Here is a 25,243-nt window from a genome sequence, read left to right on the forward strand (position 1 = left end):
TCCCGCACCGGAGGAATCGTGCCAAATGTGAGCGATTCACATCCATGTCACTCAACTGTCACCGTCGCCCGCTAGCCTTCAGGCTATTTCAGGGACGTCCACATGCCGCTCGCCGAAGCCTTGCCCCAAACCGCACCCCGCCTGACCGCCGTCCTCTTCGGCCTCAGTGGCTGCCTGGTGGATTTCGGCGCACACACCCATCGCCACGGCAGCCACTCGGCCGAGCACGCAGAGTCCACACCCGGCGCACTGGACAGCCTGCTCAGTTTGCAGCGCCAGCAGATCCCCTGTGCCTGGCTCGATGAACTGCCCCCGGAGCTCAGCCAGCCCCTGGCGGCTGCGCTGTCGGAATGGATCAAACCAACGCAATATCCTGTAACAATTCGCCCGTGGCCCGCCCCGGATGCCTGCTGGCAAGCCCTGATGACCCTGAACGTTGACCGACTCGACGGCTGTGTACTGGTGAGTGGTGAACCCCGTCTGCTGCAAGCAGGGCTTAATGCCGGGCTGTGGACCATCGGCCTGGCGTCCTGCGGTTCGCTGTGCGGGTTGACGCCCCGGCAATGGCAAGCGTTGACCCAGCAGGAGCGCGACATCAAACGCGGCAAGGCCACGATGCAACTGTTCGGCCTGGGCGTGCATTCGGTGATCGATCACCTCGGTGAACTCGACACCTGCCTGGCAGACATCCAGTTGCGCCGGTTCAAAGGCGAAAAGCCCTGATCGAGATCATGCAGGTTAGACAGGAGTGGATTAATCTAAAGGTCAGCCATAGACCTTTGGCGGACCGCTGCGGTCTATGCCAGTGCCAATCGAGAGAAGGAAGAACGCCATGCCTGCCCGCGAACTGCAAGAACAGCTCAATGCCCTGCGCGAGCAATTGGAACAGAATCCTCCATTGTCCGAAGCTGAACGCGAAGATCTGCACGCGCTGATGCAACAGATCGAACTTGAGCTTGAGCTCGAAACCAAGACCAAGGATTCCAGTATCGCCGACAACGTCAACCTCGCCGTCGAACGCTTCGAACTCGAACACCCGACCCTTGCCGGGACCCTGCGCAACATCGGGCAGGCCTTGGTCAATATGGGAATCTGAACCCTCCTGATGCAAAAAACCCCGCTGGCGATGGCGGGGTTTTTTACTTTCTACGATTTGAAACGCAATCCCCTGTGGGAGCGGGCTTGCTCCGGGCGGCGTTCCGACGAAAGCGCTGGGTCAGTCAACATCATCGTTGAATGTGAAGCAGCCTTCGCGAGCAAGCCCGCTCCCACATTAAAGCGTTACTGACGGACCAGGCGATGGTTCGGCAGTTGCACCGCTTCAGTGCTGCGATACGGGTTGATATCCAGCCCGCCACGACGCACATAACGCGCGTACACCGTGAGTTTCTCCGGTTTCAGCAACCGCTGCAGATCGAGGAAGATCCGCTCCACGCACTGCTCATGGAAGTCCGAATGCTGACGGAAGCTGACGATGTACTCGAGCAGACTCGCGTGATCCAGCGCCGCACCACGGTACTCCACCGCCACGCTGCCCCAGTCCGGCTGACTGGTGACCGGGCAGTTGGACTTGAGCAAATGGCTGTGCACGCTCTCCTCGACCATGCGCGAATCATCGCAACGCAGCAGTTCCGGCCGTGGATGCTCGTAGTTGCTGACGCTGATATCCAGCTCATCGATGCACACGCCCGGCAAGGCCACGACGCCTTCGCGCTCGACATCCTTGAGACTGCGAATGCGCACCCCCACCGGCTTGCCGGCAGCCGCCGACAAGTCCTTGGCCAGCGTCGCCTCGAGGCTCGCAGTGTCGGCAAACGGCGTCTGGTTCAGGGAGTTGAGGTAGAGCTTGAACGATTTCGACTCGATGATGTTCGGCGAGTCCGCCGGAATGCTGAATTCGCCGATCGCCACCACCGGCTTGCCCGACGGCAGCAGCCAGGACAGTTCGAAGCAGTTCCAGAAGTCCACGCCTTTGTACGGCAGGGTTTCAGCCGTCAGGCCCAGCTCCGCCCACTTCGCGGTGCGCGGGATCGGGAACAGCAGGGACGGCGTGTAGGTGGCGATGTATTCGCTGGACTTGCCCAGCGGCGAGTGTTCGGCTGCGGGATGCATGGCGGAAACCTGACTGAAGAATCAGCGGATTCTATCAGCCTTTGCTCCCGCCTTTGAGTGCTTACTGACTGACAGTCAGTTTACCGACCATGCCGGCCTGATAATGACCGGGGATGTTGCAGGCAAACTCAAGGTTGGTGGCCTTGCTGAAGGTCCAGGTCAGCTCGGCGGTCTTGCCCGGCTCCACCAGCACGCTGTTGGGGTCGTCATGCTGCATGCCGTGATCCATTTTGCCGCGATCCATGCCGGCCATGTTGCCGTGGTCCATGGCCTTCATGCCGGTTGGCGTCAGCATGCCGCTCTGTTGCATCTGCAACATTTCCTGCTGGTGTTTGGCGTGCATCGCCGCGTCCCCCAGGTTGAACTCATGCAGCAGCTGGCCCTTATTGACCAGCACGAAGCGCACGGTTTCCCCGGCCTTGATGTCGATGGCCTGCGGCGTGAAGGACATGTCCCCCATGACCACTTCGACACTGCGGGTCGCCTTGGCCGCCGGGGCCGTTTGGCCAAAATCGTAGGCATGCCCGCCGTCCGCCCACACCGGTGAGCTCAGCGCCAGCAAACAGAGGATTTGCGCCAGGGATTTGCGTAAAAACATCGTCGTACTCCAACAAGATAAGGCTCGGCATGAGGAAAACTCTAAACTGCTGCCACTGCCCGTAACCTGACAGCCAGATTACAACTTTGTCAGGTTGACCTGAATGAACGCTGCCCACGGTATAAAGCGTTCGTTCCATTTGCCATGAGTCGCCCATGAAACTGCTGATTGTCGAAGACCAACCGAAGACCGGCCACTACCTGCGTCAGGGTCTGGCCGAGGCCGGGTTCAACACGGAACTGGTGGCCGACGGCAACACCGGCCAGCAACTGGCCCTCAGCGGCGAGTATGCCCTGCTGATTCTCGATGTGATGCTGCCCGGCCGCGATGGCTGGCAGATTCTGCAAGCCGTGCGCAACGCCGGCCTGGATACGCCGGTACTTTTTCTGACAGCGCGTGACGCCGTGGAGGACAGGGTTCACGGCCTCGAACTGGGCGCCGATGACTATCTGGTCAAGCCGTTTGCGTTCTCCGAACTGCTGGCCCGGGTTCGCAGCCTGTTGCGTCGCGGGAGCGCCACGCCTCAGGAGACCAGCCTGCAACTGGCCGATTTGCGCCTGGACCTGATCCGTCGCCGGGTCGAACGCAGCGGCCAGCGGATCGACCTGACCGCCAAGGAGTTCGCCCTGCTGGAAATGCTCCTGCGCCGTCAGGGCGAAGTCCTGCCCAAGTCGCTGATTGCGTCCCAGGTCTGGGACATGAATTTCGACAGCGACACCAATGTCATCGAGGTGGCGATCCGCCGCCTGCGCCTGAAGATCGACGACGAATTCCCCAACAAGCTGATCCACACCGTGCGCGGCATGGGCTACGTGCTTGAAGAGCGCCCTGCCTGATGCGCCGTCTCTCCTTGAGCAGCCGCCTGGCGCTGTTGTTTGCCGCCTGCACCGCCGTGGTGTCGTTGTTCGCCGGTGTGCTGTTCAGCCGCGCCAGTGAGGCGCACTTTGTTGAGCTCGACCAACAATTGCTGGACGCCAAGCTGATGGGCTTGCGTCGGGCTCTGCACGACTTTCAATCGAGTGACAGCGAAGTGAAGCTGACGGAGGAGCTGAGCCGACAGGCTGATCTGTCATTACGCATCACCGGCAGCGACGGGCAGCGCTGGTATGACAGTTCGGCAAACCTTCCGCAGTTATTGCCGCGCCAGCCCGGATTGTCGACGGTGAGCCATGAAGGCACGGATTACCGCGTGCTGAATGCGCCGCTTGTTGCGGACAAACCCGATTCACCGCAATTGACCCTGCTGCTGGACATCACCCACCACCAGCACTTTCTGCAACGCATGCAGCATCTGATCTGGCTGACCGTCGGCCTGTCAGCCCTGGCCACCGCACTGCTCGGAGCCTGGGCGGCGCGCAGCGGCTTGCGCCCGTTGCGACGCATCAGCGTGGTCGCCAGCGGGGTTTCCGCGCAATCGCTGAACATGCGGTTGCCTGAAGAAAACATGCCACCGGAACTGGCGGACATGGCCCACAACTTCAACGCCATGCTCGGACGCCTCGACGACTCTTTTCAGCGCCTGTCCGCGTTCTCTGCCGACATTGCCCATGAATTGCGTACACCACTGTCGAACCTGCTGACCCACACCCAGGTCACCCTCACCCGCCCCCGCCCCATCGAGGACTACCGTGAAGCCCTGCACAGCAACCTCGAGGAGCTGCAATGGATGGCGCAACTGGTCAACGACATGCTGTATCTGGCCAAGGCTGACCATGGGCTGTTGATGCCCAAGCGCGAGCCATTGGAGCTGGGACAGGAAGCGGATCTGCTGCTGGAGTTTTTTGCGCCGCTGGCAGAGGACGCCCGGGTGAAATTGAGCCGTGACGGTAACGCGCACATGGAAGGTGATCGCAGCATGTTGCGACGGGCGCTGTCCAATCTGCTGGACAATGCATTGCGGTTCACACCGGCCGAGGGCGAGGTCCGGGTGCGGATTGTCGAGCAGCCCAAGGGGTTGAGCCTGACGGTCGAGAACAGCGGCGAAGGCATTGACGGGGCGTTGCTGCCGCGTTTGTTTGATCGCTTCTACCGGGCCGATCCGGCGCGGCAGGAAGGCAGCAGTGAGCATGCCGGGTTGGGCCTGGCGATTACCCAGTCGATCATCCGCGCCCACGGCGGGCAGATTCGTTGCGAATCGAATGATGGATGGACCAGGTTTGTAATCGAGTTACCAAGGGAAAGCGCCCTGTAGGAGCTGCCGAAGGCTGCGATCTTTTGATTTTGTTTTTAGAAAGCAAGATCAAAAGATCGCAGCCTTCGGCAGCTCCTACAGGGTGTGGATTACGAATAGCGCAACGCGTGAGCCGGTTCGATCTTCGCCGCACGCCACGCCGGGTAAACGGTGGCGAGGAAGCTCAATACAAACCCGGCAGAACAGATCAGCACAACATCCCCGCCTTGCAGCTCGGACGGCAGGTTGCTGACGAAATACACGTCGGAACTGAAGATGTGCTGCCCGCTGACCCGCTCGATCCAGCCCACGATCTGGCTGACGTTCAACGCGGCAATCACGCCCAGCACACCGCCAATCAGGGTGCCGACAATACCGATCACAGTGCCCTGCACCATGAAGATCGCCATGATCTGCCGCGGCGTGGCACCGATTGTGCGCAGGATCGCGATGTCCGCGCCCTTGTCGTTCACCACCATGATCAGGGTCGCGATGATGTTGAACGCCGCCACCGCGACGATCATCAGCAACAGCAGGCCGATCATGGTTTTTTCCATCTTCATCGCACTGAACAGGCTGCCCTGGGTGTGGGTCCAGTCGTCAGCCTTGTAGGCGGCGCCCAGCCCCGTGGCGATGTCGCTCGACACTTGCGGTGCGGCGTACAGGTCCTTCACCGCCAGGCGCACGCTCTGCACCTGATCCGGCTCCCAGTGCTGCATCTGCGCGGCATCGGCCATGTGGATCAGGGCCATGGTGCCATCCAGCTCGGCACCGACCTTGAACACGCCGACCACATTCAGCCGTTGCATGCGCGGGGTAATGCCCCCCGGCGCATTGCTGACTTCCGGCACGATCAGGGTGATCTTGTCGCCGACGTTCAGGCGGAAACGCCGCGCCGTGATCTCGCCGATCACCACGCCGAATTCGCCCGGTTTCAGGGCCTCGAGACTGCCCTGGACGATGTGCTTGGCGACGATCGACACCTGGCCTTCCAGCGCCGGGTCGACACCGCTGACCTGGATGGGCTGCATCGTGCCCTTGTAGGACAGCATGCCTTCCATCTCGGTGAACGGCACCGCCGCCGTCACTTCCGGGTTTTTCATCGCGGCCGCTGCCACGGGCTTCCAGTCGTCAATCGGGTTGACGCCGACGATGGTGGCATGCGGCACCATGCCGAGGATGCGCGAGCTCATTTCGCGCTGGAAGCCGTTCATTACCGACAACACCACGATCATGGCGAGCACGCCCAGGGCGAGGCCTATCATCGAGGTCATCGAGATGAAGGAAACAAAGCGATTACGACGCTTGGCGCGGGTATAGCGCGTGCCGATAAAGATCGATAACGGTCTGAACATTCGCTGGGGCACCGTATAAAAATAAAAGACCCGACGCCTTTCCAGGCATCGGGTTGCAGCCAATCAGATAGGCGTGAGGCAACCTTCGTGCAGGTGCAGGACTCGGTCCATCTGGCGGGCCAGGTTCATGTCGTGGGTCACCACCAGGAACGCCGTGCGCATCGAGGTGCTGAGTTCCAGCATCAAGTCCTGAATGCCCTGGGCGGTGTGGGCGTCGAGGTTGCCGGTCGGCTCGTCGAGCATCACCAGGCCCGGTGTGTTGACCAGTGCGCGGGCGATGGCCACGCGCTGGCGCTCACCACCGGACAATTCGGCCGGTTTGTGTTCCAGCCGGTGGCCCAGCCCTACCCGCTCCAACAGCGCCGTGGCACGCTGGCGCGCTTGCGGGATCGCGGTCTTGCCGATCAGCAGCGGCATGCAGACGTTTTCCAGCGCGGTGAATTCCGGCAGCAGGTGGTGGAACTGGTACACGAAGCCCAGGGCTCGGTTACGCAGCAGGCCACGTTTCTTCTCGCTCAGCGCCGACAGTTCTTCGCCATCGAGCCAGACGCTGCCCTTGGTCGGCGTATCGAGGCCGCCCAACAGGTTGAGCAAGGTGCTTTTGCCCGAGCCCGACTTGCCGACAATCGCCACGCGCTCGCCCGGATGCATTTCCAGTTGCAGCCCGGCCAGGACCTCTACCGACTCCGGACCTTCCTCGTAGGATTTTCCCAGGTTGCGGCAGCTCAAGATTGCTTTATCACTCATGCCTGACTCACTCATAACGTAGCGCCTCCGCAGGCTGGGTGCGCGCGGCACGCCAGGCTGGATACAGGGTGGCGAGGAAACTCAGGATCAACGCGGCGGCGCAGACCATGACAACGTCCTGGCTCTGCACTTGCGACGGCAGGTAATCGATGAAGTACACGTCGGCGTTGAGGAATTTGTGGCCGATCAGGCCTTCGAGGGCCGAGATCGCAGCACTGACATTCAGCGCGGCGAAGATCCCGACCACGGCGCCAATGGCCGTGCCGACCACGCCAATGACCGTGCCCTGCACCATGAAGGTGCGCATGATCGTGCCCGGCGTGGCGCCCAGTGTGCGCAGGATCGCGATGTCGCCCTTCTTGTCGTTCACCACCATCACCAGTGTGGAAATGATGTTGAATGCCGCGACGGCAACGATCAGCAGCAGCAACAGGCCGATCATGGCTTTTTCCATGCGGATCGCCTGGTACAGATTGCCGTGGGTGCGGGTCCAGTCGCGGGCGTAGAAGCGGTCTTCGCCGAGGTCGCGGGCGATGCTCCACGCGGTGCGCGGCGCCTGGAACAGGTCGTCGAACTTCAGGCGCAGGCCCTGGACCTGATCCGGTTTCCAGCGATGCAGCCGGGCCAGATCCTGCAGGTTGGTGACGCCCAGGTAGCCATCGAGCTCACCGGCGCCGACATGGAAAATGCCGACCACGGTAAAGCGCTTCATGCGCGGGAACATCCCGGCCGGAGTCACGGTGACCTCCGGCGCGACGAAGGTCAGCTTGTCGCCGATCACCGCACCGAGCTTGGCCGCGGCCTTGTCGCCGATGACGATGCCGAACTCGCCCGGCACCAAATCATCGAGTTTGCCCTGGGTCATGAAGTGATCGATGATCGACACCTGGCGCTCTTGCGCCGGGTCGATGGCATTGAGCAGGACCTTCGAGACCTTGCCGTTATTGGTCAGCAACCCCTGCATTTGCGTAAACGGCGCCACGGCCGTCACTTGCGGGTTCTGCCTGACCTTGGCCGCCAGGCTTTGCCAATCGCTGATCGGCTCACCGGACTCGATGGTCGCGTGGGGCACCATGCCCAGCACGCGGGTGCGCATCTCATGATCGAAGCCGTTCATCACCGATAGCACCACGATCATCACGACCACGCCAAGGGCGAGCCCGATCATCGAAGTCAGGGAAATGAATGACACAAAATGATTGCGACGCTTTGCACGGGTGTAACGCGTGCCGATAAATACGAAGAGAGGTCTGAACATGTCGGGGCTTGTTCGGAGGGAAAAGGAACGTCCTTGTGGCGGGGGTCGATAACCAGCTTTACACTCAGACCACCGCCGCTACCATGGGTTCGCCATGTCGACATTAGATGAAGAAGATCGCCGCGAATACTACCGTATCGAGGATACGATCGCACTGGAAATTAGGCCCCTGTCCGCTTCTGAAGCCGCAGGCCAGGAAGTGTTGCAGGATGCTTCCCCGCTCTTCAACTTGCTCAGCGAACTGCACCTCAGTGAATTCGAGTCGCAGCACCTGTTGCGCCAGATCAATGAGCGCGACCGCAACATTGCGGCATTCTTGAAATCACAGAACAAACGCATCGACCTGCTGAGCCAGGTGATCGCTATCACCGTGCTCGGGCAGATCGGCAAACCGCAGCCGGTGATCATTTCCGAAGGCGGTATCGACTTTCAGCACCCATCGCCCATCGCCGCCGGTGCACACCTGTCGGTCAAGCTGGTGCTGATGCCGCAAGCCCTGGGCCTGCTGCTGCGCGCCCGCGTCACCCATTGCGACCGCAAGGGCGATGGCTATGACGTCGGCACCGAGTTCGAACACCTGACCGACGCCCAGCGCCAACTGTTGGCCCGCCACATCTTGCAAAAGCAGGCCCAGGAACGACGCCTGGCCCGCGAACAACTCGAATCAGGCAATTAATTTAAGGAAGAACCGTGACCCTCATCTACGGCCATCGCGGCGCCAAGGGCGAAGCACCGGAAAACACCCTGACCAGCTTTCAGGAATGTCTCAAGCACGGCGTGCGTCGCTGCGAACTGGACCTGCACCTGTCCAGGGACGGCGAGTTGATGGTCATCCACGACCCGACCCTCAAGCGCACCACGGACCGTCGCGGCAAGGTCGTCGAACACACGGCGGCCGAGCTTGTGACCTATGACGCGCGCAAGGGTGGCCCGGGCTGGATCAAGCCGTGCCCGATTCCGACGCTGGAAGAGCTGTTCGAGAAGTGCGACTTCGATCACTGGCAGCTGGAAGTCAAGAGCGCATCACGGATGCGTGCCGCGACCACCGTGCTGGCGATTCGCGAAATGGCCCAGCGTCATGGCCTGATGGACAAGGTGACCATCACCTCGAGCTCCCGTGAAGTGCTCAAGGCTGCGCTGGAACTGGTGCCGGACGTGTCCCGCGGACTGGTGGCGGAGTACGCCTGGCTCGACCCGCTGAAGGTCGCGGCCAGTTATGGCTGTGAGATTCTGGCGCTGAACTGGACCCTGTGTACGCCGGAACGCCTGCAAAAGGCGCAGCGTCAGGGGTTGCATGTGTCGGTGTGGACCGTCAACGAGCCTGCGCTGATGCGCAGACTCGCCGACTTCGGCGTTGACAGCCTGATTACAGACTTTCCCGGTTTGGCCAGCGCCACGCTCGAGAATTGCTGAAATCGGTCTCCCCGGCCGGCTCAGGCCACCGGCCGGAGCCGCTCAAAAAAGCCGGTTGAGGCCGTCGTACGCCGCGACCCGATAGGCTTCGGCCATGGTCGGGTAGTTGAACGTGGTGTTGACGAAATACTTCAGCGTGTTCTGTTCGCCCGGCTGGTTCATGATCGCCTGACCGATGTGCACGATCTCCGACGCCTGATAACCGAAGCAGTGAACGCCCAGCACTTCCAGGGTTTCACGGTGGAACAGGATCTTCAGCATGCCTTGCGGCTCGCCGGCAATCTGCGCCCGCGCCATGCTCTTGAAGAACGCCTTGCCGACTTCGTACGGCACCTTGGCCTGGGTCAGCTCCTGCTCGTTCTTGCCGATCGAGCTGATCTCCGGAATGGTGTAGATGCCGGTCGGCACGTCATTCACGAAACGCCAGCTGCCGTTGTCGACAATGCTGCCAGCGGCCGAACGGCCCTGGTCGTGGGCGGCACTGGCCAGGCTCGGCCAGCCGATCACGTCACCGGCGCCATAGATGTTCGGCACGCAGGTGCGATAGGCCTCGTCGACTTCGATCTGGCCACGGCTGTTGACCTTCACGCCGATGTTTTCCAGACCCAACTGATCGGTGTTGCCGGTACGGCCGTTGCACCAGAGCAAGGCGTCGGCCTTGATCTTCTTGCCGGACTTGAGGTGCAGGATCACGCCATTGTCCACGCCTTCGACGCGGTCATACTCTTCGTTGTGGCGAACGGTGATGTTGTTGTTGCTGAAGTGATAGCTCAGGGCCTGGGAGATTTCCGAGTCCAGGAAGCTCAGCAACTGGCCACGGTTGTCCACCAGCTCGACCAGCACACCCAGGCCGCTGAAGATCGAGGCGTATTCGCAACCGATCACGCCTGCGCCGTAAACGATGAGTTTGCGCGGGGTGTGGCCGAGGCTGAGGATGGTGTCGCTATCGTAGATACGCGGGTGGTGGAAATCGATATCCGCCGGACGATACGGACGCGAACCGGTGGCGATGATGATGTGCTTGGCCACCAGTTTCTCGACCACGCCGTTGGCGCAGACCACTTCGATGGTTTGCTCGTCGGCGAAGCTGCCGGTGCCGAAGAACACGTCGACGCGGTTGCGGGCGTAGTAGCCGGTACGCGAAGCGACTTGCTTGGAGATGACTTTCTCGGCGCTTTTCAGCACGTCCGGGAACGAGAACCAGCGCGGCTCACCGATGGCCCGGAACATCGGGTTGGTGTTGAACTGCATGATCTGCCGCACCGAGTGACGCAGTGCCTTGGAGGGGATGGTGCCCAAGTGAGTGCAGTTGCCGCCGACCTGGCGACGGCTATCGACCATCGCCACCTTGCGCCCTGCCTTGGCGGCGTTCATTGCCGCGCCTTCCCCCGCCGGGCCGGAACCCAACACCACCACGTCGTAGTTGTAGACAGCCATGCGTACTCCTCAGAACAGGCCGCGGCACCCTCGGCACCTGCGGCTAAATCACGCCAATCTGTGGCATGAAGGAACAATTTGGGGCCAGTGCAGCACCCGGACACAGTCTATAGAAGCGTCAACGCCGGGCACATTAACCCTTGGTCGCGTCGTAGGCTACTTTTGCCTGCACTACAACGCCAGTTTTCAATGCTCAAATCGCCGCAATCACTCGGTTTTTTGGCCACTGAGGCGTTCAAAAGCGTGACTGCTGCGTGTGACGAAACCTGTATCGGCGCGAATCACAAAAAATGCACCGATATCGTGTTTTTCCGCGTAGGCCCAGCCGCGTTCCGGACCGAGAATCAGCAACAGGGTCGATAAGCCATCGGCCATCAGTGCTGAAGGATGAATCACCGTGACGGACGCCAGGGTGTGTGAGACAGGCGCACCGGTGCGGGCATCGAAGGTGTGGGAAAAACGCTGTCCGCCCTGCTCGAAATAATTCCGGTAGTCGCCGGAAGTTGAAAGGCCATAACCGTCGACCGCAACGATGCGCTCGGCCACCTGTTGGTCATCGCGCGGCTCTTCCAGGGCAATGCGCCACGGCGAACCGTCGGGCTTCTTGCCGGCCGCCTTGAGCTCGCCCGTCGCCTCTGCCAGGTAGTCGTGGATGCCCATCGCCTCAAGTTTTGCGGCAATCGTGTCCACCGCATAACCGGCGGCGACGCTATTGAAATCGACCTCCACGGCGGCGTCCTTGCACAAATTGTCGACATCGATGCGCAAGTGCTGGTGGCCGACGCGCTGGCGGACTTCAGCGAGCGCTTCGGCGGTCGGGACCTTCTCCTCCCGGGCCTGCGGACCAAATCCCCAGAGGTTCAGCAACGGCTCCACTGTCAGGTCGTAGGAACCCTCGCTTTGCACGGACAGCTGCTCGCCCACGCGGACCAACTCGAGGATCGACGCCGGCATTGCCTGACAGCGGTTGGCCGGTAATGCATTGAAGCGCTCGACGTCCGAGTCGCTGCGGTAAGTCGACATTTGCCGGTCCACGTCAGCGAGGATTTGCTCGACCTGGACACGGACTTCGTCCGGCGCCGGAAGGCCGGCATGGCGTACGTACTTGATCGAATAAGTGCTACCCATGGTCGGGCCGCCGAAGCTTTCCAGGGAGTCGCCGTTGCCGCAGGCAGACAACACCCCCATCAGCGCCAGAAAAAAAACCTTCCATCCGCTCAAGAACAATCTCATCTTTTTTGATGCCTTGATAAAAGATCGCAGCCTTCGGCAGCTCCTACAGGATGGCATACGAATGTACCTGTGTAGGAGCTGCCGAAGGTTCGGGCCGCGTTCGGACGATCTTTTGATCTTGATTCACACAAACAAAAACGCCCCGAACAAAGTCGGGGCGTTTTCATGTGCGGCTAAGGCTTAGCGCGGGAATGCTGGCGGGTTTACACCGGCCATGTCTTCCATCACGCGAACCACCTGGCAGCTGTAACCGAACTCGTTGTCGTACCAGACGTACAGAACAACGCGGTTATCCTGGGTGATGGTCGCTTCAGCGTCCACTACGCCTGCGTGGCGCGAGCCAACGAAGTCGGTGGAAACCACTTCCTGGGAGCTCACGTAGTCGATCTGCTTGTGCAGGTCCGAGTGCATGGCCATCTGGCGCAGGTACTCGTTGATCTCTTCGCGAGTGGTGGCCTTTTCCAGGTTCAGGTTCAGGATGGCCATCGACACGTTTGGCGTAGGAACGCGAATCGCGTTGCCGGTCAGCTTGCCCTTGAGCACTGGCAGCGCCTTGGCGGCTGCGGTGGCGGCACCGGTCTCGGTGATAACCATGTTCAGCGGCGCGGCGCGGCCACGACGGCTGCCCTTGTGGAAGTTGTCGATCAGGTTCTGGTCGTTGGTGAACGAGTGAACGGTTTCGACGTGGCCGTTGACGATGCCGTACTTGTCGTTGACTGCCTTGAGCACCGGCACGATGGCGTTGGTGGTGCAGGAAGCCGCCGAGATGATCTTGTCGTCAGGGGTGATGTCGCCGTGGTTGATGCCGTGCACGATGTTCTTCAGCGCGCCCTTGCCAGGTGCGGTGAGGATCACGCGGGCAGCGCCCGGGCAGGCCAGGTGCTGGCCCAGGCCGTCGGCGTCACGCCATACACCGGTGTTGTCGACGATCAGAGCGTTTTCGATGCCGTACTGGGTGTAGTCGACTTCGGTCGGGCTCTTGGCGTAGATAACCTGGATCAGGTTGCCGTTGGCGGTGATGGTGTTGTTGGCTTCATCGATGGTGATGGTGCCATCGAACGGACCATGTACCGAGTCACGACGCAGCAGGCTGGCGCGCTTGACCAGGTCGTTCTCGGCGCCCTTGCGGACAACGATGGCACGCAGGCGCAGGCCGTCGCCGCCACCGGTTTTCTCGATCAGGATGCGCGCCAGCAGACGGCCGATACGACCGAAGCCGTAGAGGACAACGTCGGTGCCTTTGCGGGCCGATGCGTTTTGCTGGCCAACCACGTCGGCCAGTTCTTCACGGACGAACTGCTCGGCAGTACGGCCATTGCCTTCGGCCTTGAACTTGGCCGCCAGCTTGCCCAGGTCCACCGAAGCGGCGCCGAGCTTGAGTTCGCTCATCGCCTTGATCAGCGGGAATGTTTCGTGGACGGACAGCTCGCTTTCGTCGGACTGACGGTGACGAGCAAAGCGGTGAGCTTTGAGAATCGCAATGACTGAACGATTGATCAGGCTGCGGCCATAGATCGAGCTCACCACGTTGTTATTGCGGTAGAGCTGACCGATAAGCGGAATCATCGCTTCTGCGAGTGCTTCACGGTCGATCCATTCACCAAGACACTGGTCGGGCTTCTGAGTCACGGGAACCTTCCACATGTAGGGGCAGAAAAAAGGGGCTACATTATGCCGCCGAGTGACAGCCGTAGCAATGCGCGCCCGTCGTGCTTTACGTAACAATTCGTCGTTCAAAAAATTTGCGCCTCGCGCAAACCCAATAAAACCGGGGCTTTCAGCGCAGTCAATTTTTTGGAGGTCGCGCTACCTTATCCGTAACCCTCCGTAACACTCGTTGCATTTGCCACTACATATTCAATAATTTCGGGTAAAAAACCCGCGAATTTTGTCTTTACCACTACATTTCGCCAAACCCGTGCTTTAGACACAGTCAGCAACTGACAGGCGGCATCCTAGACCGCTACAATTACCGACTTTGTCGCAACGCTTGGAGCTCAACCTTCCGTGCCCGTTCTGCGTCTACCGCTTCTCCCTGCCGCGGCAGGTAAACAGCACTGGGGCAACCTGCCCGGTGCAGCCCTGAGCCTGGCCATTGCCGAGGCCGCCAGCGCTGCCAAGCGCTTTACCCTGCTGCTGACCGCCGACAGCCAAAGTGCCGAACGGCTGGAACAGGAGCTGGGTTTCTTCGCCCCGGATTTGCCCGTACTGCACTTTCCCGACTGGGAAACCCTGCCCTACGACCTGTTCTCACCGCACCAGGACATCATTTCCCAGCGCATCGCCAGCCTGTACCGGTTGCCGGAGCTGAGCCATGGCGTACTGGTGGTGCCGATCACGACCGCCCTGCATCGCCTGGCACCGACCAAATTCCTGCTCGGCAGCAGCCTGGTGCTGGATATCGGCCAGAAACTCGACGTCGAGCAAATGCGTACCCGGCTTGAAGCCACGGGTTATCGCTACGTCGATACGGTGTATGAACACGGCGAGTTCACCGTTCGCGGCTCGCTGATCGATCTGTTCCCGATGGGCAGCAAGTTGCCGTATCGCATCGACCTGTTCGACGACGAAATCGAAACCCTGCGCACCTTCGACCCGGAGAACCAGCGCTCGATCGACAAAGTCGAGTCGGTCAAGCTGTTGCCGGCCAGGGAGTTCCCGCTACAGAAAGAAGCGGTCACCCGTTTCAAGGCGCGCTTCCGTGAGCGTTTTGACGTCGACTTCCGCCGCTGCCCGATCTTCCAGGATTTGAGCAGCGGGATTACCCCGGCCGGCATCGAGTACTACCTGCCGCTGTTCTTCGAAGAAACCTCGACGCTGTTCGATTACCTGCCCCAGGACACGCAAGTGTTTTCCCTGCCGGGCATCGAGCAAGCCGCGGAAAATTTCTGGAACGACGTGCGCAATCGCTATGAAGAACGCCGCGTCGACCCGTCGCGTCCTTTATTGCCGCCGGACGAACTGTTCCTGCCGGTAGAGGATTGCTTTGCCCGCCTGAAAAGCTGGCCACGAGTGGTTGCCAGCCAGCAGGACGTGGAGCCCGGCGTCGGCCGCGAACGCTTCCCCGCGCGGGAACTGCCGAACCTGGCCATCGAAGCCAAGGCCACCCAGCCGCTGGCGGCGTTGGCCGGCTTCCTCGACGAATTTCCCGGTCGCGTGCTGTTCACCGCCGAATCCGCAGGCCGTCGCGAAGTGCTGCTGGAGCTGCTGGAACGCCTGAAGCTGCGACCGAAAACCGTCGACAGCTGGCCGGATTTCGTCGCCGGCAAAGACCGCCTGGCGATCACCATTGCGCCGCTGGATGAAGGCTTGGTACTGGACGATCCAGCCCTGGCCCTGGTTGCCGAAAGCCCGCTGTTCGGCCAGCGCGTGATGCAGCGCCGTCGCCGCGAAAAGCGCGCCGATGCCAACAACGACGCCGTCATCAAGAACCTCACCGAGCTGCGCGAAGGGGCGCCAGTGGTGCACATCGACCACGGTGTCGGCCGTTACCTGGGCCTGGCAACCCTGGAAATCGACAACCAGACCGCCGAATTCCTTGCCCTGGAATATGCCGAAGGCGCCAAGCTCTACGTGCCGGTGGCCAACCTGCACCTGATCGCCCGCTACACCGGCAGCGATGACGCCCTGGCCCCGCTGCACCGCCTCGGTTCCGAGACCTGGCAGAAAGCCAAGCGCAAAGCCGCCGAACAGGTGCGCGACGTGGCCGCCGAGTTGCTCGACATCTATGCACGCCGCGCCGCCCGCGAAGGCTACGCTTTCGCCGATCCGAAAGCCGACTACGCCACCTTCAGCGCCGGCTTCCCGTTCGAAGAAACCCCGGACCAGCAGACCACCATCGAGGCGGTGCGCGAAGACATGCTCGCGCCCAAGCCAATGGATCGTCTGGTGTGCGGCGACGTCGGCTTCGGCAAGACCGAAGTGGCGATGCGCGCCGCGTTCATCGCGGTGCACGGTGGTCGCCAGGTGGCGATCCTGGTGCCGACCACCCTGCTCGCCCAGCAGCACTACAACAGCTTCCGCGACCGCTTCGCCGACTGGCCGGTGACCGTGGAAGTGATGAGCCGCTTCAAGTCGGCCAAGGAAGTGAATGCCGCCGTCGCCGATCTGGCCGAAGGCAAGATCGACATCGTCATCGGCACGCACAAGCTGCTGCAGGACGACGTGAAGATCAAAAACCTGGGCCTTGTGATCATCGACGAGGAACACCGTTTCGGCGTGCGCCAGAAAGAACAGCTCAAGGCCCTGCGCAGCGAAGTCGACATCCTGACCCTGACCGCCACGCCGATTCCGCGCACGCTGAACATGGCAGTGTCGGGCATGCGTGACCTGTCGATCATCGCCACCCCGCCGGCCCGCCGCCTGTCGGTACGCACCTTCGTCATGGAGCAGAACAAGAGCACGGTCAAAGAGGCCTTGCTGCGTGAGCTGCTGCGTGGCGGCCAGGTCTATTACCTGCACAACGATGTGAAGACCATCGAGAAATGCGCCGCCGACCTCGCCGAACTGGTCCCGGAAGCACGGATCGGCATCGGTCACGGACAGATGCGCGAACGCGAACTCGAACAGGTGATGAGCGACTTCTACCACAAGCGCTTCAACGTGCTGATCGCCTCGACCATCATCGAGACCGGCATCGACGTACCGAGCGCCAACACCATCATCATCGAGCGTGCCGACAAGTTCGGCCTGGCCCAGTTGCACCAGCTGCGCGGCCGGGTCGGACGCAGTCACCACCAGGCCTACGCCTACCTGTTGACGCCGCCGCGCCAGCAAATCACGCCGGACGCGGAAAAGCGCCTGGAAGCGATCGCCAACACCCAGGACCTCGGCGCGGGCTTCGTGCTCGCCACCAACGACCTGGAAATCCGTGGTGCCGGCGAACTGCTCGGTGACGGGCAGAGCGGGCAGATCCAGGCGGTCGGCTTTACGCTGTACATGGAAATGCTCGAACGCGCGGTGAAATCGATCCGCAAGGGCGAGCAGCCGAATCTCGATCAACCGCTCGGCGGTGGTCCTGAAGTCAACCTGCGGGTACCGGCGCTGATTCCGGAAGACTACCTGCCGGATGTTCACGCCCGCCTTATTCTCTACAAACGCATTGCCTCGGCCACCGATGAGGACGGCCTCAAGGATTTGCAGGTGGAGATGATCGATCGTTTCGGCCTGTTGCCGGAACCGACCAAGAACCTGATCCGCATCACTGCATTGAAGTTGCAGGCCGAGCAACTGGGCATCAAGAAAGTCGATGGCGGCCCGCAAGGCGGTCGCGTCGAGTTCGCTGCACAGACGCCGGTCGACCCGTTGACCCTGATCAAGCTGATCCAGAGCCAGCCAAAACGCTACAAATTCGAAGGGGCCACGATGTTCAAGTTCATGGTTCCGATGGAGCGCCCGGAAGAGCGCTTTAATACTGTAGAGGCGCTGTTCGAGCGCCTCGTTCCGAAAACTGCTTGAAGGACGCCGCATGCGCCTGTTCCGCTCACTGACCCTGCTGACCCTTTTGATGCCAGCGCTGGCCGCCCCCACGGCATCTGCCGATGACCTGTATCAGGTCGAAATGATTCTGGTCCGGCAAAACGCCGTGCCGGCGATTGTCAGCCGCGCCGCACCGGAAGACTGGGCCGCTGGCGCCCAACCCGTCAGCCCCGACAGCCTGCGTACGCCCAGCCTGAATGGCGAGGTGGAAAAACTCACCAGCAGCGCCGACTACACGGTGTTGCTGCACAAGGCCTGGCAACAGACGCTCGGCGAAAACGCCAGCAAAGTGGCGATCAGCGACGGCAAGGAACAATATGGTCAGTTCCCGATCGAGGGCACGCTGAGCATGAAACTGGGACGCTTTACCGACGTCGACGCCGACTTCTGGGTCAATCAGATCGATGCCAATGGCATGGTGACCGCCAGCGAGCGCTTGAAACAGGAAAGCCACACCAAGAACGGCCAGTTGAACTTCCTCGACAACGGCCACCTCGGTCTGCTGATCAAGATCACTTCGCTGACCGCCCCCGCACCCCGAGCAGCTCCCGAAGAAATTCCGGACTGATTCCCTATGTCCGCGACCCTGAGCAAACCCCTGGCACCATCCTGGGTCAGCCGATTCAAGGAACAGAGCCTGGAGCGTGGTCGCCGTTACGCGCTGGAGAATCGAGTCAGGATCGTCGAGGCCGGCGACGCAACCATCGTCGCCGCGTGCGAAGGCTCGGGCGGTAACGTTTACCGTCAGACCATTCGCCTGCGCGAGTCAGCCAAAGGCACGCTGCTGATGGTCGATGCCATCTGCTCCTGCCCGGTCCACAGCAACTGCAAACATTGCGCAGCGGTGCTCCTGCAAGTGCAGGAAACCCTCGACTACCCCGCTGCCGCCAAAGACGCCGAACTCCTGGAAAAACTCCAGGCCGTCCTGGAAAACCGCAGCCCGAAAGCTCCGCCGCAAGTGCTGGTGGACAATGTGCAACCGGTACCGCGCCTGTGGCTGGCCAGCATCGAGTTCAGCGCCTTCGAACCGCGCAACGGCCGAATGCAGCGTTACATCCAGCATCGGGCGGCGCTGTCTTTCAGCTATCTGGACGAGTACGTGTCCGGACAGAAAAACACCGATATCCTGATTCGCCAGGAAACCCAGACACTGCGGATAAAACGCCACCCGGACGTGGAACAGTCCTACCGGGAACAGCTGCGAATCCTCGGCTTCAAAGTCGCCACCCGGCAAAGCAAGGCCTTGCCGGAAAGCGCTGGCGAACTGTTCGAAATGGTCAATGACAGCGCCTGGCTGACCTTTACCCTCAATGAACTGCCGAAATTGCGCACCCAGGGCTGGGAACTGCAGATCGACGAGGACTTCGGGTTCGACCTGACGGCGGTAGACGACTGGTACGCCACGGTCGAACAGGCTCCGGAGCGCGATTGGTTCGACCTGGAACTGGGGATCATCGTCAACGGCGAGCGCCTGAGCCTGCTGCCGATCCTGCTCAACCTGATGCGCTCCCACACCGAAATCCTCAACCCGGAGCGCCTTGCCCGACGCCGCGACGACGAGTTGATCCTGGTCAACATACCCCATCGCCCGAACTCCGAGCACGGCCCGCTGCAAGTCGCCCTGCCCTTCGGCCGCCTGAAACCGGTGCTGGCGACCCTCGGCGAGTTCTACCTGCAGGAGCCCGGCGACACCACGCTGCGCCTGAGCAAGGCCGATGCCACGCGCCTGAACCCGCTGGAAGACATGCCACTGCTCTGGGAGGGTGGCGAACAGATCCGCACCTTTGCCCAGCGCCTGCGCGACATCAAGGACCACACGGCTGCCGCCCCTGAAGGTTTGAATGCGACGCTGCGCCCATATCAGCTTGAGGGCTTGAGCTGGATGCAATCACTGCGACAGCTGGAAGTGGGTGGCATTCTCGCGGACGACATGGGCCTGGGCAAAACCCTGCAGACACTGGCGCACGTGCTGAGCGAGAAAAACGCCGGCCGTCTCGATCGGCCGTGCATGGTGGTGATGCCGACCAGCTTGATTCCCAACTGGCTCGACGAAGCAGCGCACTTTACGCCGCAGCTCAAGGTACTGGCACTGTACGGCGCCAGCCGCAAAAAACACTTCGACAAGCTGGCCGACTACGACCTGATCCTGACCACCTATGCGCTGCTGCCCAAGGATGTCGAGCGCCTGGCGGCGCAGCCCTTGCACATACTGGTATTGGATGAAGCACAGTACATCAAGAACCCGACCAGCAAGGCCGCCCAGGCTGCCCGCGAGCTCAATGCCCGGCAGCGCCTGTGCCTGAGCGGCACACCGCTGGAAAACCATCTCGGCGAACTCTGGTCACTGTTTCACTTCCTCTTGCCCGGCTGGCTCGGTGACGTCAAAAGCTTCAACCGCGATTACCGCGTGCCGATCGAAAAACGCACCAGCGAGGTCAGGCTTCAGCACCTCAACGGCCGGATCAAGCCCTTCTTGCTGCGCCGCACCAAGGAGCAGGTGGCCACCGAGTTGCCACCGAAAACCGAGATCATCCACTGGGTCGAACTCAACGAGGCCCAGCGTGACGTTTACGAAACCATGCGCCTGGCCATGGACAAGAAAGTCCGCGACGAGATCACCCGCAAAGGCGTGGCCCGCAGCCAGATCATCATCCTCGAAGCGCTGCTGAAACTGCGTCAGGTGTGCTGCGATTTGCGCCTGGTCAACGAGGCGACCCTGCCAAGCCGAGGCAGCACCTCGGGCAAGCTCGACAGCCTGATGGAAATGCTCGAGGAATTGTTCGAGGAAGGTCGGCGGATCCTGCTGTTCTCGCAGTTCACTTCAATGTTGTCGCTGATTGAAGATGAGCTGAACAAGCGTGGAATCGCCTACGCCCTGCTGACCGGCCAGACCCGCGACCGCCGCACACCGGTGAAGGAATTCCAGAGCGGCAAGCGTCAGATATTTCTGATCAGCCTGAAGGCTGGCGGCGTTGGCCTGAACCTGACCGAAGCGGACACGGTGATTCACTACGACCCGTGGTGGAACCCGGCGACGGAAAACCAGGCGACCGACCGAGCGTATCGCATTGGCCAGGAGAAGCCCGTGTTCGTTTACAAACTGATTGCGCGCGGCACGGTGGAAGAAAAGATCCAGCACCTGCAGAAGGAAAAATCCGACCTCGCGGCCGGCGTGCTGGATGGGCGCAAGGCCGGGGACTGGAAACTGCAGAACGATGATATCGAGGCGCTGTTTGCGCCGTTGCCGGAAAATCTCGGAAAGCGCTGAGATTTGCGGTGCTTGAACCGGCCCCTTCGCTGGCAAGCCAGCTCCCACAGTGACCGCGCCGAACACAAATTCTGCGAACACCACTAAACCTGTGGGAGCGGGCTTGCCCGCGAAGGGAGCAACTCGGTGCCAAGACTGACTCAGCCCTTGAGCACCCGCGCCAACGTCGATTTCACCTTGCCCATGCCGTCATGCAACGCCTGCTCGATCTCGGCCATGGTAATCACCGCCGTCGACTTTCCCGCCGCCGGGTTCACCACCAGCGCCAGACAGGCGTAATCCAGTTCCAGCTCACGGGCCAGGGCAGCTTCCGGCATACCGGTCATGCCGACGATATCGCAGCCGTCGCGTTCCAGCCGGGCGATTTCAGCCACCGTCTCCAGGCGCGGCCCTTGAGTGCAGGCATACACGCCATGACTGCTATAGCCCACACCTTCCGCCGCCAGCGCCGCGATCAATTGCTGGCGCAACGGCTCGCTGTAGGGGTAGCTGAAGTCGATATGGGTGACGTGTTCCAGATCATCGGCAAAGTAGGTGTGTTCGCGACCGCTGGTGTAGTCGATCAACTGATGCGGCACGCAAAAGTGCCCGGTGCCCATCGCAGCATGGATGCCGCCCACGGCGTTGACCGCCAGAATGGCTTCGGCGCCAGCCTGCTTCAACGCCCAGAGGTTGGCGCGGTAGTTGACCTGATGCGGCGGGAAACGATGGGGATGGCCGTGGCGCGCGAGGAACAGCACTTCCTTGCCGGCATACTCGCCGATCTGAACGTCGGCCGAAGGGGCGCCATAAGGCGTGTCCACTGCCAGTGACTGGCGAATGCTCAGGCCCTCGAGTTGAGTCAGGCCAGTGCCACCGATAATCGCGTAAACCGTCATAACGAACAGTCCTTAATCAATCAATTGAGCTTCTTTGAGCGCGCCGACAGCGGCCAGCCAGCGCGGGTCTTGACGGTATTCGGTGTTGGCAAACGACTGGCCGCGCATCCGCGCAATGCGCTCGGAAGGCTTGACCTTCAGACGCTGGGCAGCGCTCAAAGCGAGCTCGGCGGCTGCACGATCGTTGCACACCAGGCCCATGTCGCAACCGGCCGTCAGCGCCGCTTCGATACGGCTGGCGGCATCGCCGACCACGTGAGCACCTGCCATGGACAGGTCATCACTGAAGATCACGCCATCGAACTGCAATTCGCCGCGCAAGATGTCCTGCAACCAGCGGCGGGAGAAGCCTGCGGGCTGGGAATCGACCTGTGGATAAATAACGTGGGCCGGCATGATCGCGGCCAGTTGCTTGCTCAACCTGGCAAACGGCACCAGGTCGTTGGCGCGGATCTCATCGAGACTGCGCTCATCATTCGGGATCGCGACGTGGGAATCGGCTTCGGCCCAGCCATGGCCTGGGAAATGCTTGCCGGTAGCGGCCATCCCGGCGCTGTTCATCCCGCGGATGAATGCACCCGCGAGCAAGGCAGCGCGCTCGGGATCACCTTCGAACGAACGGGTGCCGACAACGGCACTGCGCTGGTAATCAAGGTCGAGCACAGGGGCGAAACTCAGGTCCAGGCCAACGGCCAGCACTTCGGTCGCCATGATCCAGCCGCACTGCTCGGCCAGGTATTCGGCGTTCGGGTTGTCGGCAATGGCGCGCATGGCGGGCAGGCGCACGAAACCCTGGCGCAGGCGCTGCACACGGCCGCCCTCCTGATCCACCGCCAACAGCAGATCGGGACGAATGGCGCGAATCGCTGCACTCAGCTCGCGCACTTGACGCGGATGCTCGATGTTACGGGCAAAGATGATCAAGCCGCCCACTTCGGGCTGGCGCAACAATTGGCGATCTTCAGCCGTCAGCCAGGTACCGGCGACGTCCACCATCAACGAGCCTTGCAAGCCAGCAGTCATAAAAATTCCTTGATAACAGAAAACCCGGCGCACGCGAATTCGCCGCCAGGGGCAAGGCCTGGCAGATTGGCGAGTTCGATGGGAAACGGGTTCAGAACGAGAGTCGGCATGGGCGGCTAGCTTAGCGGATGTCAGCTGCCGCGCCCACCCGTGCGCGGTTAAACCTTGGCGGCAACCGGTGTCGATTTGCTGCGCGGACGCAACTGGGCAGTGGCCATGGCGGTATCGGTCACACCGGATTCGGCACGCATGCCGGCGGCCAGGAACGGCACCATCAGGCGCATGACCTGCTCGATCGAGGTGTTCACGCCGAAGTCGGTTTCGGCAATCGCGCGCAAGGCCTTGATACCGGACATGCTGAACGCCGCCGCACCGAGCATGAAGTGCACCCGCCAGAACAGCTCGATAGGCGGAATACGCGGCGCCGCTTCGTTGACCAGCATCATGTAGCGGCGGAACACCTTGCCGTACATGTCTTCCAGATAACGACGCAAGTGCCCCTGGCTCTGACTGAACGCCAGCCCCAGCAAACGCATGAAGATAGACAGGTCGTTACCGCTGCGCGGCTGCACCACAAGGGCCTGCTCGACGAGGATTTCCAGCAACTCTTCGAGGGTCGGCTTGATTTCAGGCTTGGCCTGACGCCGCTCCAGTTCCTTATCGAGGCTGATGCAGAACGGCCCGAGGAACCGCGAGAAAACCGCCTGGATCAACGCCTTCTTTGAACCGAAGTGATAGTTCACCGCCGCCAGGTTCACACCGGCCTTGCTGGTGATCAGGCGTAATGAGGTTTCAGCGAAACCTTTTTCCGCAAACAACTGCTCGGCTGCATCAAGAATGCGTTCAACGGTTTCCGACTGGGCCATGGCTACTCCGCCTGACAAACACTTGTTTGAAACATACGTTTCAGCCTGTGCATTGTCAAGTCTGGCAGTTCGTTTCGGGAATGGTCGGTCAGACATTTAACCACACAACGGCGAAGCTTCAATCCACTGACTGATTGACCGTCTGGCGGCGGCTGAAAAATGGAGCATTGCCAAGACCGACTTACTGTATATAATCCCAGTCACTGTATAAAAAAACAGAGCGATCAATATGCTAAAGCTGACGCCACGACAAGCAGAGATTCTGGCTTTCATCAAACGCTGCCTGGAAGACAACGGATACCCCCCCACCCGTGCGGAAATCGCTCAGGAACTGGGTTTCAAGTCACCCAATGCGGCGGAAGAGCACCTCAAGGCGCTGGCCCGCAAGGGCGCCATCGAGATGACGCCTGGCGCCTCCCGTGGCATTCGCATCCCCGGCTTCGAAGCCAAGGCCGACGATTCCACCCTGCCAATCATTGGCCGGGTCGCAGCCGGCGCCCCGATTCTAGCGCAGCAACACATCGAAGAGTCCTGCAACATTAATCCTGCCTTCTTCCATCCACGCGCCGACTACCTGCTGCGCGTCCACGGGATGAGCATGAAGGATGTCGGCATTTTCGACGGCGACCTGCTGGCCGTCCACACTACCCGCGAAGCCCGTAACGGCCAGATCGTGGTTGCACGAATCGGCGACGAAGTGACCGTCAAACGCTTCAAGCGTGACGGCAGCAAAGTCTGGCTGATCGCCGAGAACCCCGAGTTCGCCCCTATCGAAGTGAACCTTCAAGATCAGGAACTGGTGATCGAAGGCTTGAGTGTCGGCGTGATTCGCCGCTAAAGGAGGCACCATGCAGTTCCCACAGCCATCACCACAGCAAACCCAACTGCCGTTGTTCGAAGCGTTCATGGCACAGCCATTGGCGCCGATCCTGAAAGACGTAGTCGAGTCCCCCTGGAGCGCCGAACCTGACGTTTTCAGCGAGCTGTCACTGCGTGGTGCAGCCGGGAACTGCCTGAGCCTTCTGGCACCGATCCTCAGGGAATTGAGCCAGGACCAGGACGCACGCTGGCTGACACTGATCGCGCCGCCCGCCAGCCTAACCCAAGCCTGGCTGCGAGATGCCGGCCTCAACCGCGAGCGCATTCTGTTGCTGCACCCCCGGGGCGCCCAAAGTGCTCAGCAACTGACCTGCGAAGCCCTGCGTCTTGGGCGCAGCCATACGGTTGTCAGCTGGCTCAACCCGCTGAGCAGCCAATCCCGGCAACAGCTGATCAGCGCCGCCCGGACCGGGGACGCTCAGAGCCTGAATATTCGTTTGGGATAACTGACAGACGGGGCGCGAGCTTAACCGCGCGAGGCTTCTCCAGGGAGAGAGAAGCCGATGTGTAGCGACTTCAGGAAAACCG

Annotated in this window: 22 protein-coding genes; 11 read left to right on the forward strand and 11 right to left on the reverse strand. The window is 61.2% G+C overall.

Annotation, left to right across the window (positions count from 1 at the left end; translation table 11 throughout):
* Positions 1 to 102: 102 nt before the first annotated feature.
* A complete protein-coding gene (locus C9422_RS21740; RefSeq protein WP_116582091.1) occupies positions 103 to 723 on the forward strand; it encodes an HAD family phosphatase in 621 nt (206 codons plus the stop codon).
* Positions 724 to 832: 109 nt separating this feature from the next.
* Positions 833 to 1,096, forward strand: coding sequence for a DUF4404 family protein (locus C9422_RS21745; RefSeq protein ID WP_007978605.1), 264 nt, complete (start codon positions 833 to 835; stop codon positions 1,094 to 1,096).
* A gap of 185 nt (positions 1,097 to 1,281) precedes the next feature.
* Here the strand turns inward: C9422_RS21745 and queF are convergent, their stop codons facing one another.
* Together queF and C9422_RS21755 are read right to left on the reverse strand one after the other, a co-directional pair.
* Positions 1,282 to 2,112, reverse strand: a complete 831-nt coding sequence (queF, locus tag C9422_RS21750; protein ID WP_116582092.1) for an NADPH-dependent 7-cyano-7-deazaguanine reductase QueF — start codon at positions 2,110 to 2,112, stop codon at positions 1,282 to 1,284.
* Positions 2,113 to 2,173: 61 nt separating this feature from the next.
* On the reverse strand, positions 2,174 to 2,710 hold the full coding sequence (locus C9422_RS21755) for a plastocyanin/azurin family copper-binding protein (protein ID WP_116582093.1): 537 nt from the start codon (positions 2,708 to 2,710) through the stop codon (positions 2,174 to 2,176).
* A gap of 155 nt (positions 2,711 to 2,865) precedes the next feature.
* Here C9422_RS21755 and C9422_RS21760 point away from each other — a divergent pair, with 155 nt between their 5' ends.
* Entirely contained in the window at positions 2,866 to 3,546 is a 681-nt protein-coding gene (locus C9422_RS21760) for a heavy metal response regulator transcription factor (protein ID WP_116582094.1), read from the forward strand.
* Positions 3,546 to 4,901, forward strand: a complete 1,356-nt coding sequence (locus C9422_RS21765; protein ID WP_116582095.1) for a heavy metal sensor histidine kinase — start codon at positions 3,546 to 3,548, stop codon at positions 4,899 to 4,901. The genes C9422_RS21760 and C9422_RS21765 overlap by 1 nt, the downstream gene beginning before the upstream one ends.
* 89 nt (positions 4,902 to 4,990) lie before the next feature.
* Here C9422_RS21765 and C9422_RS21775 read toward each other — a convergent pair whose 3' ends face one another.
* The 3 genes from C9422_RS21775 to C9422_RS21785 all read right to left on the reverse strand — a co-directional run bounded on the left by C9422_RS21775 (position 4,991) and on the right by C9422_RS21785 (position 8,240).
* Positions 4,991 to 6,235, reverse strand: coding sequence for a lipoprotein-releasing ABC transporter permease subunit (locus tag C9422_RS21775; RefSeq protein ID WP_116582096.1), 1,245 nt, complete (start codon positions 6,233 to 6,235; stop codon positions 4,991 to 4,993).
* Between the two features lie 63 nt (positions 6,236 to 6,298).
* The gene (lolD, locus tag C9422_RS21780) at positions 6,299 to 6,982 is read right to left on the reverse strand and encodes a lipoprotein-releasing ABC transporter ATP-binding protein LolD (RefSeq protein WP_165824805.1); all 684 of its coding nucleotides are present in this window, start codon (positions 6,980 to 6,982) and stop codon (positions 6,299 to 6,301) included.
* 7 nt (positions 6,983 to 6,989) lie between these two features.
* The gene (locus C9422_RS21785; RefSeq protein ID WP_007972108.1) at positions 6,990 to 8,240 is read right to left on the reverse strand and encodes a lipoprotein-releasing ABC transporter permease subunit; all 1,251 of its coding nucleotides are present in this window, start codon (positions 8,238 to 8,240) and stop codon (positions 6,990 to 6,992) included.
* Between the two features lie 94 nt (positions 8,241 to 8,334).
* Here C9422_RS21785 and C9422_RS21790 point away from each other — a divergent pair, with 94 nt between their 5' ends.
* Positions 8,335 to 8,916: a PilZ domain-containing protein gene (locus C9422_RS21790; RefSeq protein ID WP_116582098.1), complete on the forward strand. Its 582-nt coding sequence runs from the start codon at positions 8,335 to 8,337 to the stop codon at positions 8,914 to 8,916.
* A 14-nt stretch (positions 8,917 to 8,930) separates the two neighbouring features.
* The gene (locus C9422_RS21795) at positions 8,931 to 9,653 is read left to right on the forward strand and encodes a glycerophosphodiester phosphodiesterase family protein (RefSeq protein ID WP_116582099.1); all 723 of its coding nucleotides are present in this window, start codon (positions 8,931 to 8,933) and stop codon (positions 9,651 to 9,653) included.
* Positions 9,654 to 9,695: 42 nt separating this feature from the next.
* On the opposite strand, the gene sthA is transcribed toward C9422_RS21795, so the two are convergent.
* The 3 genes from sthA to C9422_RS21810 all read right to left on the reverse strand — a co-directional run bounded on the left by sthA (position 9,696) and on the right by C9422_RS21810 (position 13,967).
* A complete protein-coding gene (sthA, locus tag C9422_RS21800; protein WP_007972111.1) occupies positions 9,696 to 11,090 on the reverse strand; it encodes a Si-specific NAD(P)(+) transhydrogenase in 1,395 nt (464 codons plus the stop codon).
* A 207-nt stretch (positions 11,091 to 11,297) separates the two neighbouring features.
* Entirely contained in the window at positions 11,298 to 12,323 is a 1,026-nt protein-coding gene (locus C9422_RS21805) for an FAD:protein FMN transferase (RefSeq protein WP_116582100.1), read from the reverse strand.
* 180 nt (positions 12,324 to 12,503) lie between these two features.
* On the reverse strand, positions 12,504 to 13,967 hold the full coding sequence (locus tag C9422_RS21810) for a glyceraldehyde-3-phosphate dehydrogenase (protein WP_015095946.1): 1,464 nt from the start codon (positions 13,965 to 13,967) through the stop codon (positions 12,504 to 12,506).
* 363 nt (positions 13,968 to 14,330) lie between these two features.
* Here C9422_RS21810 and mfd point away from each other — a divergent pair, with 363 nt between their 5' ends.
* From mfd to C9422_RS21825, 3 genes are read left to right on the forward strand one after another with little or no spacing between them, the layout of a single operon-like run.
* Positions 14,331 to 17,780: a transcription-repair coupling factor gene (gene mfd, locus C9422_RS21815; RefSeq protein WP_116582101.1), complete on the forward strand. Its 3,450-nt coding sequence runs from the start codon at positions 14,331 to 14,333 to the stop codon at positions 17,778 to 17,780.
* A 10-nt stretch (positions 17,781 to 17,790) separates the two neighbouring features.
* Positions 17,791 to 18,369, forward strand: a complete 579-nt coding sequence (locus C9422_RS21820; protein WP_015095948.1) for a CsiV family protein — start codon at positions 17,791 to 17,793, stop codon at positions 18,367 to 18,369.
* A gap of 6 nt (positions 18,370 to 18,375) precedes the next feature.
* Positions 18,376 to 21,069: a DEAD/DEAH box helicase gene (locus C9422_RS21825; protein ID WP_116582102.1), complete on the forward strand. Its 2,694-nt coding sequence runs from the start codon at positions 18,376 to 18,378 to the stop codon at positions 21,067 to 21,069.
* A gap of 140 nt (positions 21,070 to 21,209) precedes the next feature.
* Here the strand turns inward: C9422_RS21825 and C9422_RS21830 are convergent, their stop codons facing one another.
* The 3 genes from C9422_RS21830 to C9422_RS21840 all read right to left on the reverse strand — a co-directional run bounded on the left by C9422_RS21830 (position 21,210) and on the right by C9422_RS21840 (position 23,836).
* Positions 21,210 to 21,947: an S-methyl-5'-thioinosine phosphorylase gene (locus tag C9422_RS21830; RefSeq protein ID WP_007974037.1), complete on the reverse strand. Its 738-nt coding sequence runs from the start codon at positions 21,945 to 21,947 to the stop codon at positions 21,210 to 21,212.
* A gap of 12 nt (positions 21,948 to 21,959) precedes the next feature.
* A complete protein-coding gene (nagZ, locus tag C9422_RS21835) occupies positions 21,960 to 22,958 on the reverse strand; it encodes a beta-N-acetylhexosaminidase (RefSeq protein WP_178082434.1) in 999 nt (332 codons plus the stop codon).
* A 170-nt stretch (positions 22,959 to 23,128) separates the two neighbouring features.
* On the reverse strand, positions 23,129 to 23,836 hold the full coding sequence (locus tag C9422_RS21840; protein ID WP_007974041.1) for a TetR/AcrR family transcriptional regulator: 708 nt from the start codon (positions 23,834 to 23,836) through the stop codon (positions 23,129 to 23,131).
* A gap of 229 nt (positions 23,837 to 24,065) precedes the next feature.
* Here C9422_RS21840 and lexA point away from each other — a divergent pair, with 229 nt between their 5' ends.
* Both lexA and sulA read left to right on the forward strand, forming a co-directional pair.
* Positions 24,066 to 24,674 (forward strand): transcriptional repressor LexA, encoded by a 609-nt coding sequence (gene lexA / locus C9422_RS21845; protein WP_007974043.1) that lies wholly within the window; start codon positions 24,066 to 24,068, stop codon positions 24,672 to 24,674.
* A 10-nt stretch (positions 24,675 to 24,684) separates the two neighbouring features.
* Positions 24,685 to 25,161 (forward strand): SOS-induced cell division inhibitor SulA, encoded by a 477-nt coding sequence (gene sulA / locus C9422_RS21850; RefSeq protein ID WP_116582104.1) that lies wholly within the window; start codon positions 24,685 to 24,687, stop codon positions 25,159 to 25,161.
* The last annotated feature ends 82 nt before the right edge of the window (positions 25,162 to 25,243 follow it).

This window comes from Pseudomonas sp. B1(2018), assembly GCF_003097365.1.
In the GTDB taxonomy this organism is placed as follows: Bacteria; Pseudomonadota; Gammaproteobacteria; order Pseudomonadales; family Pseudomonadaceae; genus Aquipseudomonas; species Aquipseudomonas laurylsulfatiphila.

Bases quoted from the DNA above. Each gene is read 5' to 3' on its own strand.
- C9422_RS21745 (WP_007978605.1), top strand. From the start codon at position 833: ATGCCTGCCCGCGAACTGCAAGAACAGCTCAATGCCCTGCGCGAGCAA.
- sulA (WP_116582104.1), top strand. From the start codon at position 24,685: ATGCAGTTCCCACAGCCATCACCACAGCAAACCCAACTGCCGTTGTTC.
- C9422_RS21805 (WP_116582100.1), bottom strand. From the start codon at position 12,323: ATGAGATTGTTCTTGAGCGGATGGAAGGTTTTTTTTCTGGCGCTGATG.
- C9422_RS21740 (WP_116582091.1), top strand. From the start codon at position 103: ATGCCGCTCGCCGAAGCCTTGCCCCAAACCGCACCCCGCCTGACCGCC.
- C9422_RS21830 (WP_007974037.1), bottom strand. From the start codon at position 21,947: ATGACGGTTTACGCGATTATCGGTGGCACTGGCCTGACTCAACTCGAG.
- C9422_RS21760 (WP_116582094.1), top strand. From the start codon at position 2,866: ATGAAACTGCTGATTGTCGAAGACCAACCGAAGACCGGCCACTACCTG.
- C9422_RS21825 (WP_116582102.1), top strand. From the start codon at position 18,376: ATGTCCGCGACCCTGAGCAAACCCCTGGCACCATCCTGGGTCAGCCGA.
- queF (WP_116582092.1), bottom strand. From the start codon at position 2,112: ATGCATCCCGCAGCCGAACACTCGCCGCTGGGCAAGTCCAGCGAATAC.
- C9422_RS21755 (WP_116582093.1), bottom strand. From the start codon at position 2,710: ATGTTTTTACGCAAATCCCTGGCGCAAATCCTCTGTTTGCTGGCGCTG.
- sthA (WP_007972111.1), bottom strand. From the start codon at position 11,090: ATGGCTGTCTACAACTACGACGTGGTGGTGTTGGGTTCCGGCCCGGCG.
- C9422_RS21775 (WP_116582096.1), bottom strand. From the start codon at position 6,235: ATGTTCAGACCGTTATCGATCTTTATCGGCACGCGCTATACCCGCGCC.
- C9422_RS21840 (WP_007974041.1), bottom strand. From the start codon at position 23,836: ATGGCCCAGTCGGAAACCGTTGAACGCATTCTTGATGCAGCCGAGCAG.
- lolD (WP_165824805.1), bottom strand. From the start codon at position 6,982: ATGAGTGATAAAGCAATCTTGAGCTGCCGCAACCTGGGAAAATCCTAC.
- C9422_RS21765 (WP_116582095.1), top strand. From the start codon at position 3,546: ATGCGCCGTCTCTCCTTGAGCAGCCGCCTGGCGCTGTTGTTTGCCGCC.
- C9422_RS21810 (WP_015095946.1), bottom strand. From the start codon at position 13,967: ATGTGGAAGGTTCCCGTGACTCAGAAGCCCGACCAGTGTCTTGGTGAA.
- C9422_RS21820 (WP_015095948.1), top strand. From the start codon at position 17,791: ATGCGCCTGTTCCGCTCACTGACCCTGCTGACCCTTTTGATGCCAGCG.
- C9422_RS21790 (WP_116582098.1), top strand. From the start codon at position 8,335: ATGTCGACATTAGATGAAGAAGATCGCCGCGAATACTACCGTATCGAG.
- C9422_RS21785 (WP_007972108.1), bottom strand. From the start codon at position 8,240: ATGTTCAGACCTCTCTTCGTATTTATCGGCACGCGTTACACCCGTGCA.
- lexA (WP_007974043.1), top strand. From the start codon at position 24,066: ATGCTAAAGCTGACGCCACGACAAGCAGAGATTCTGGCTTTCATCAAA.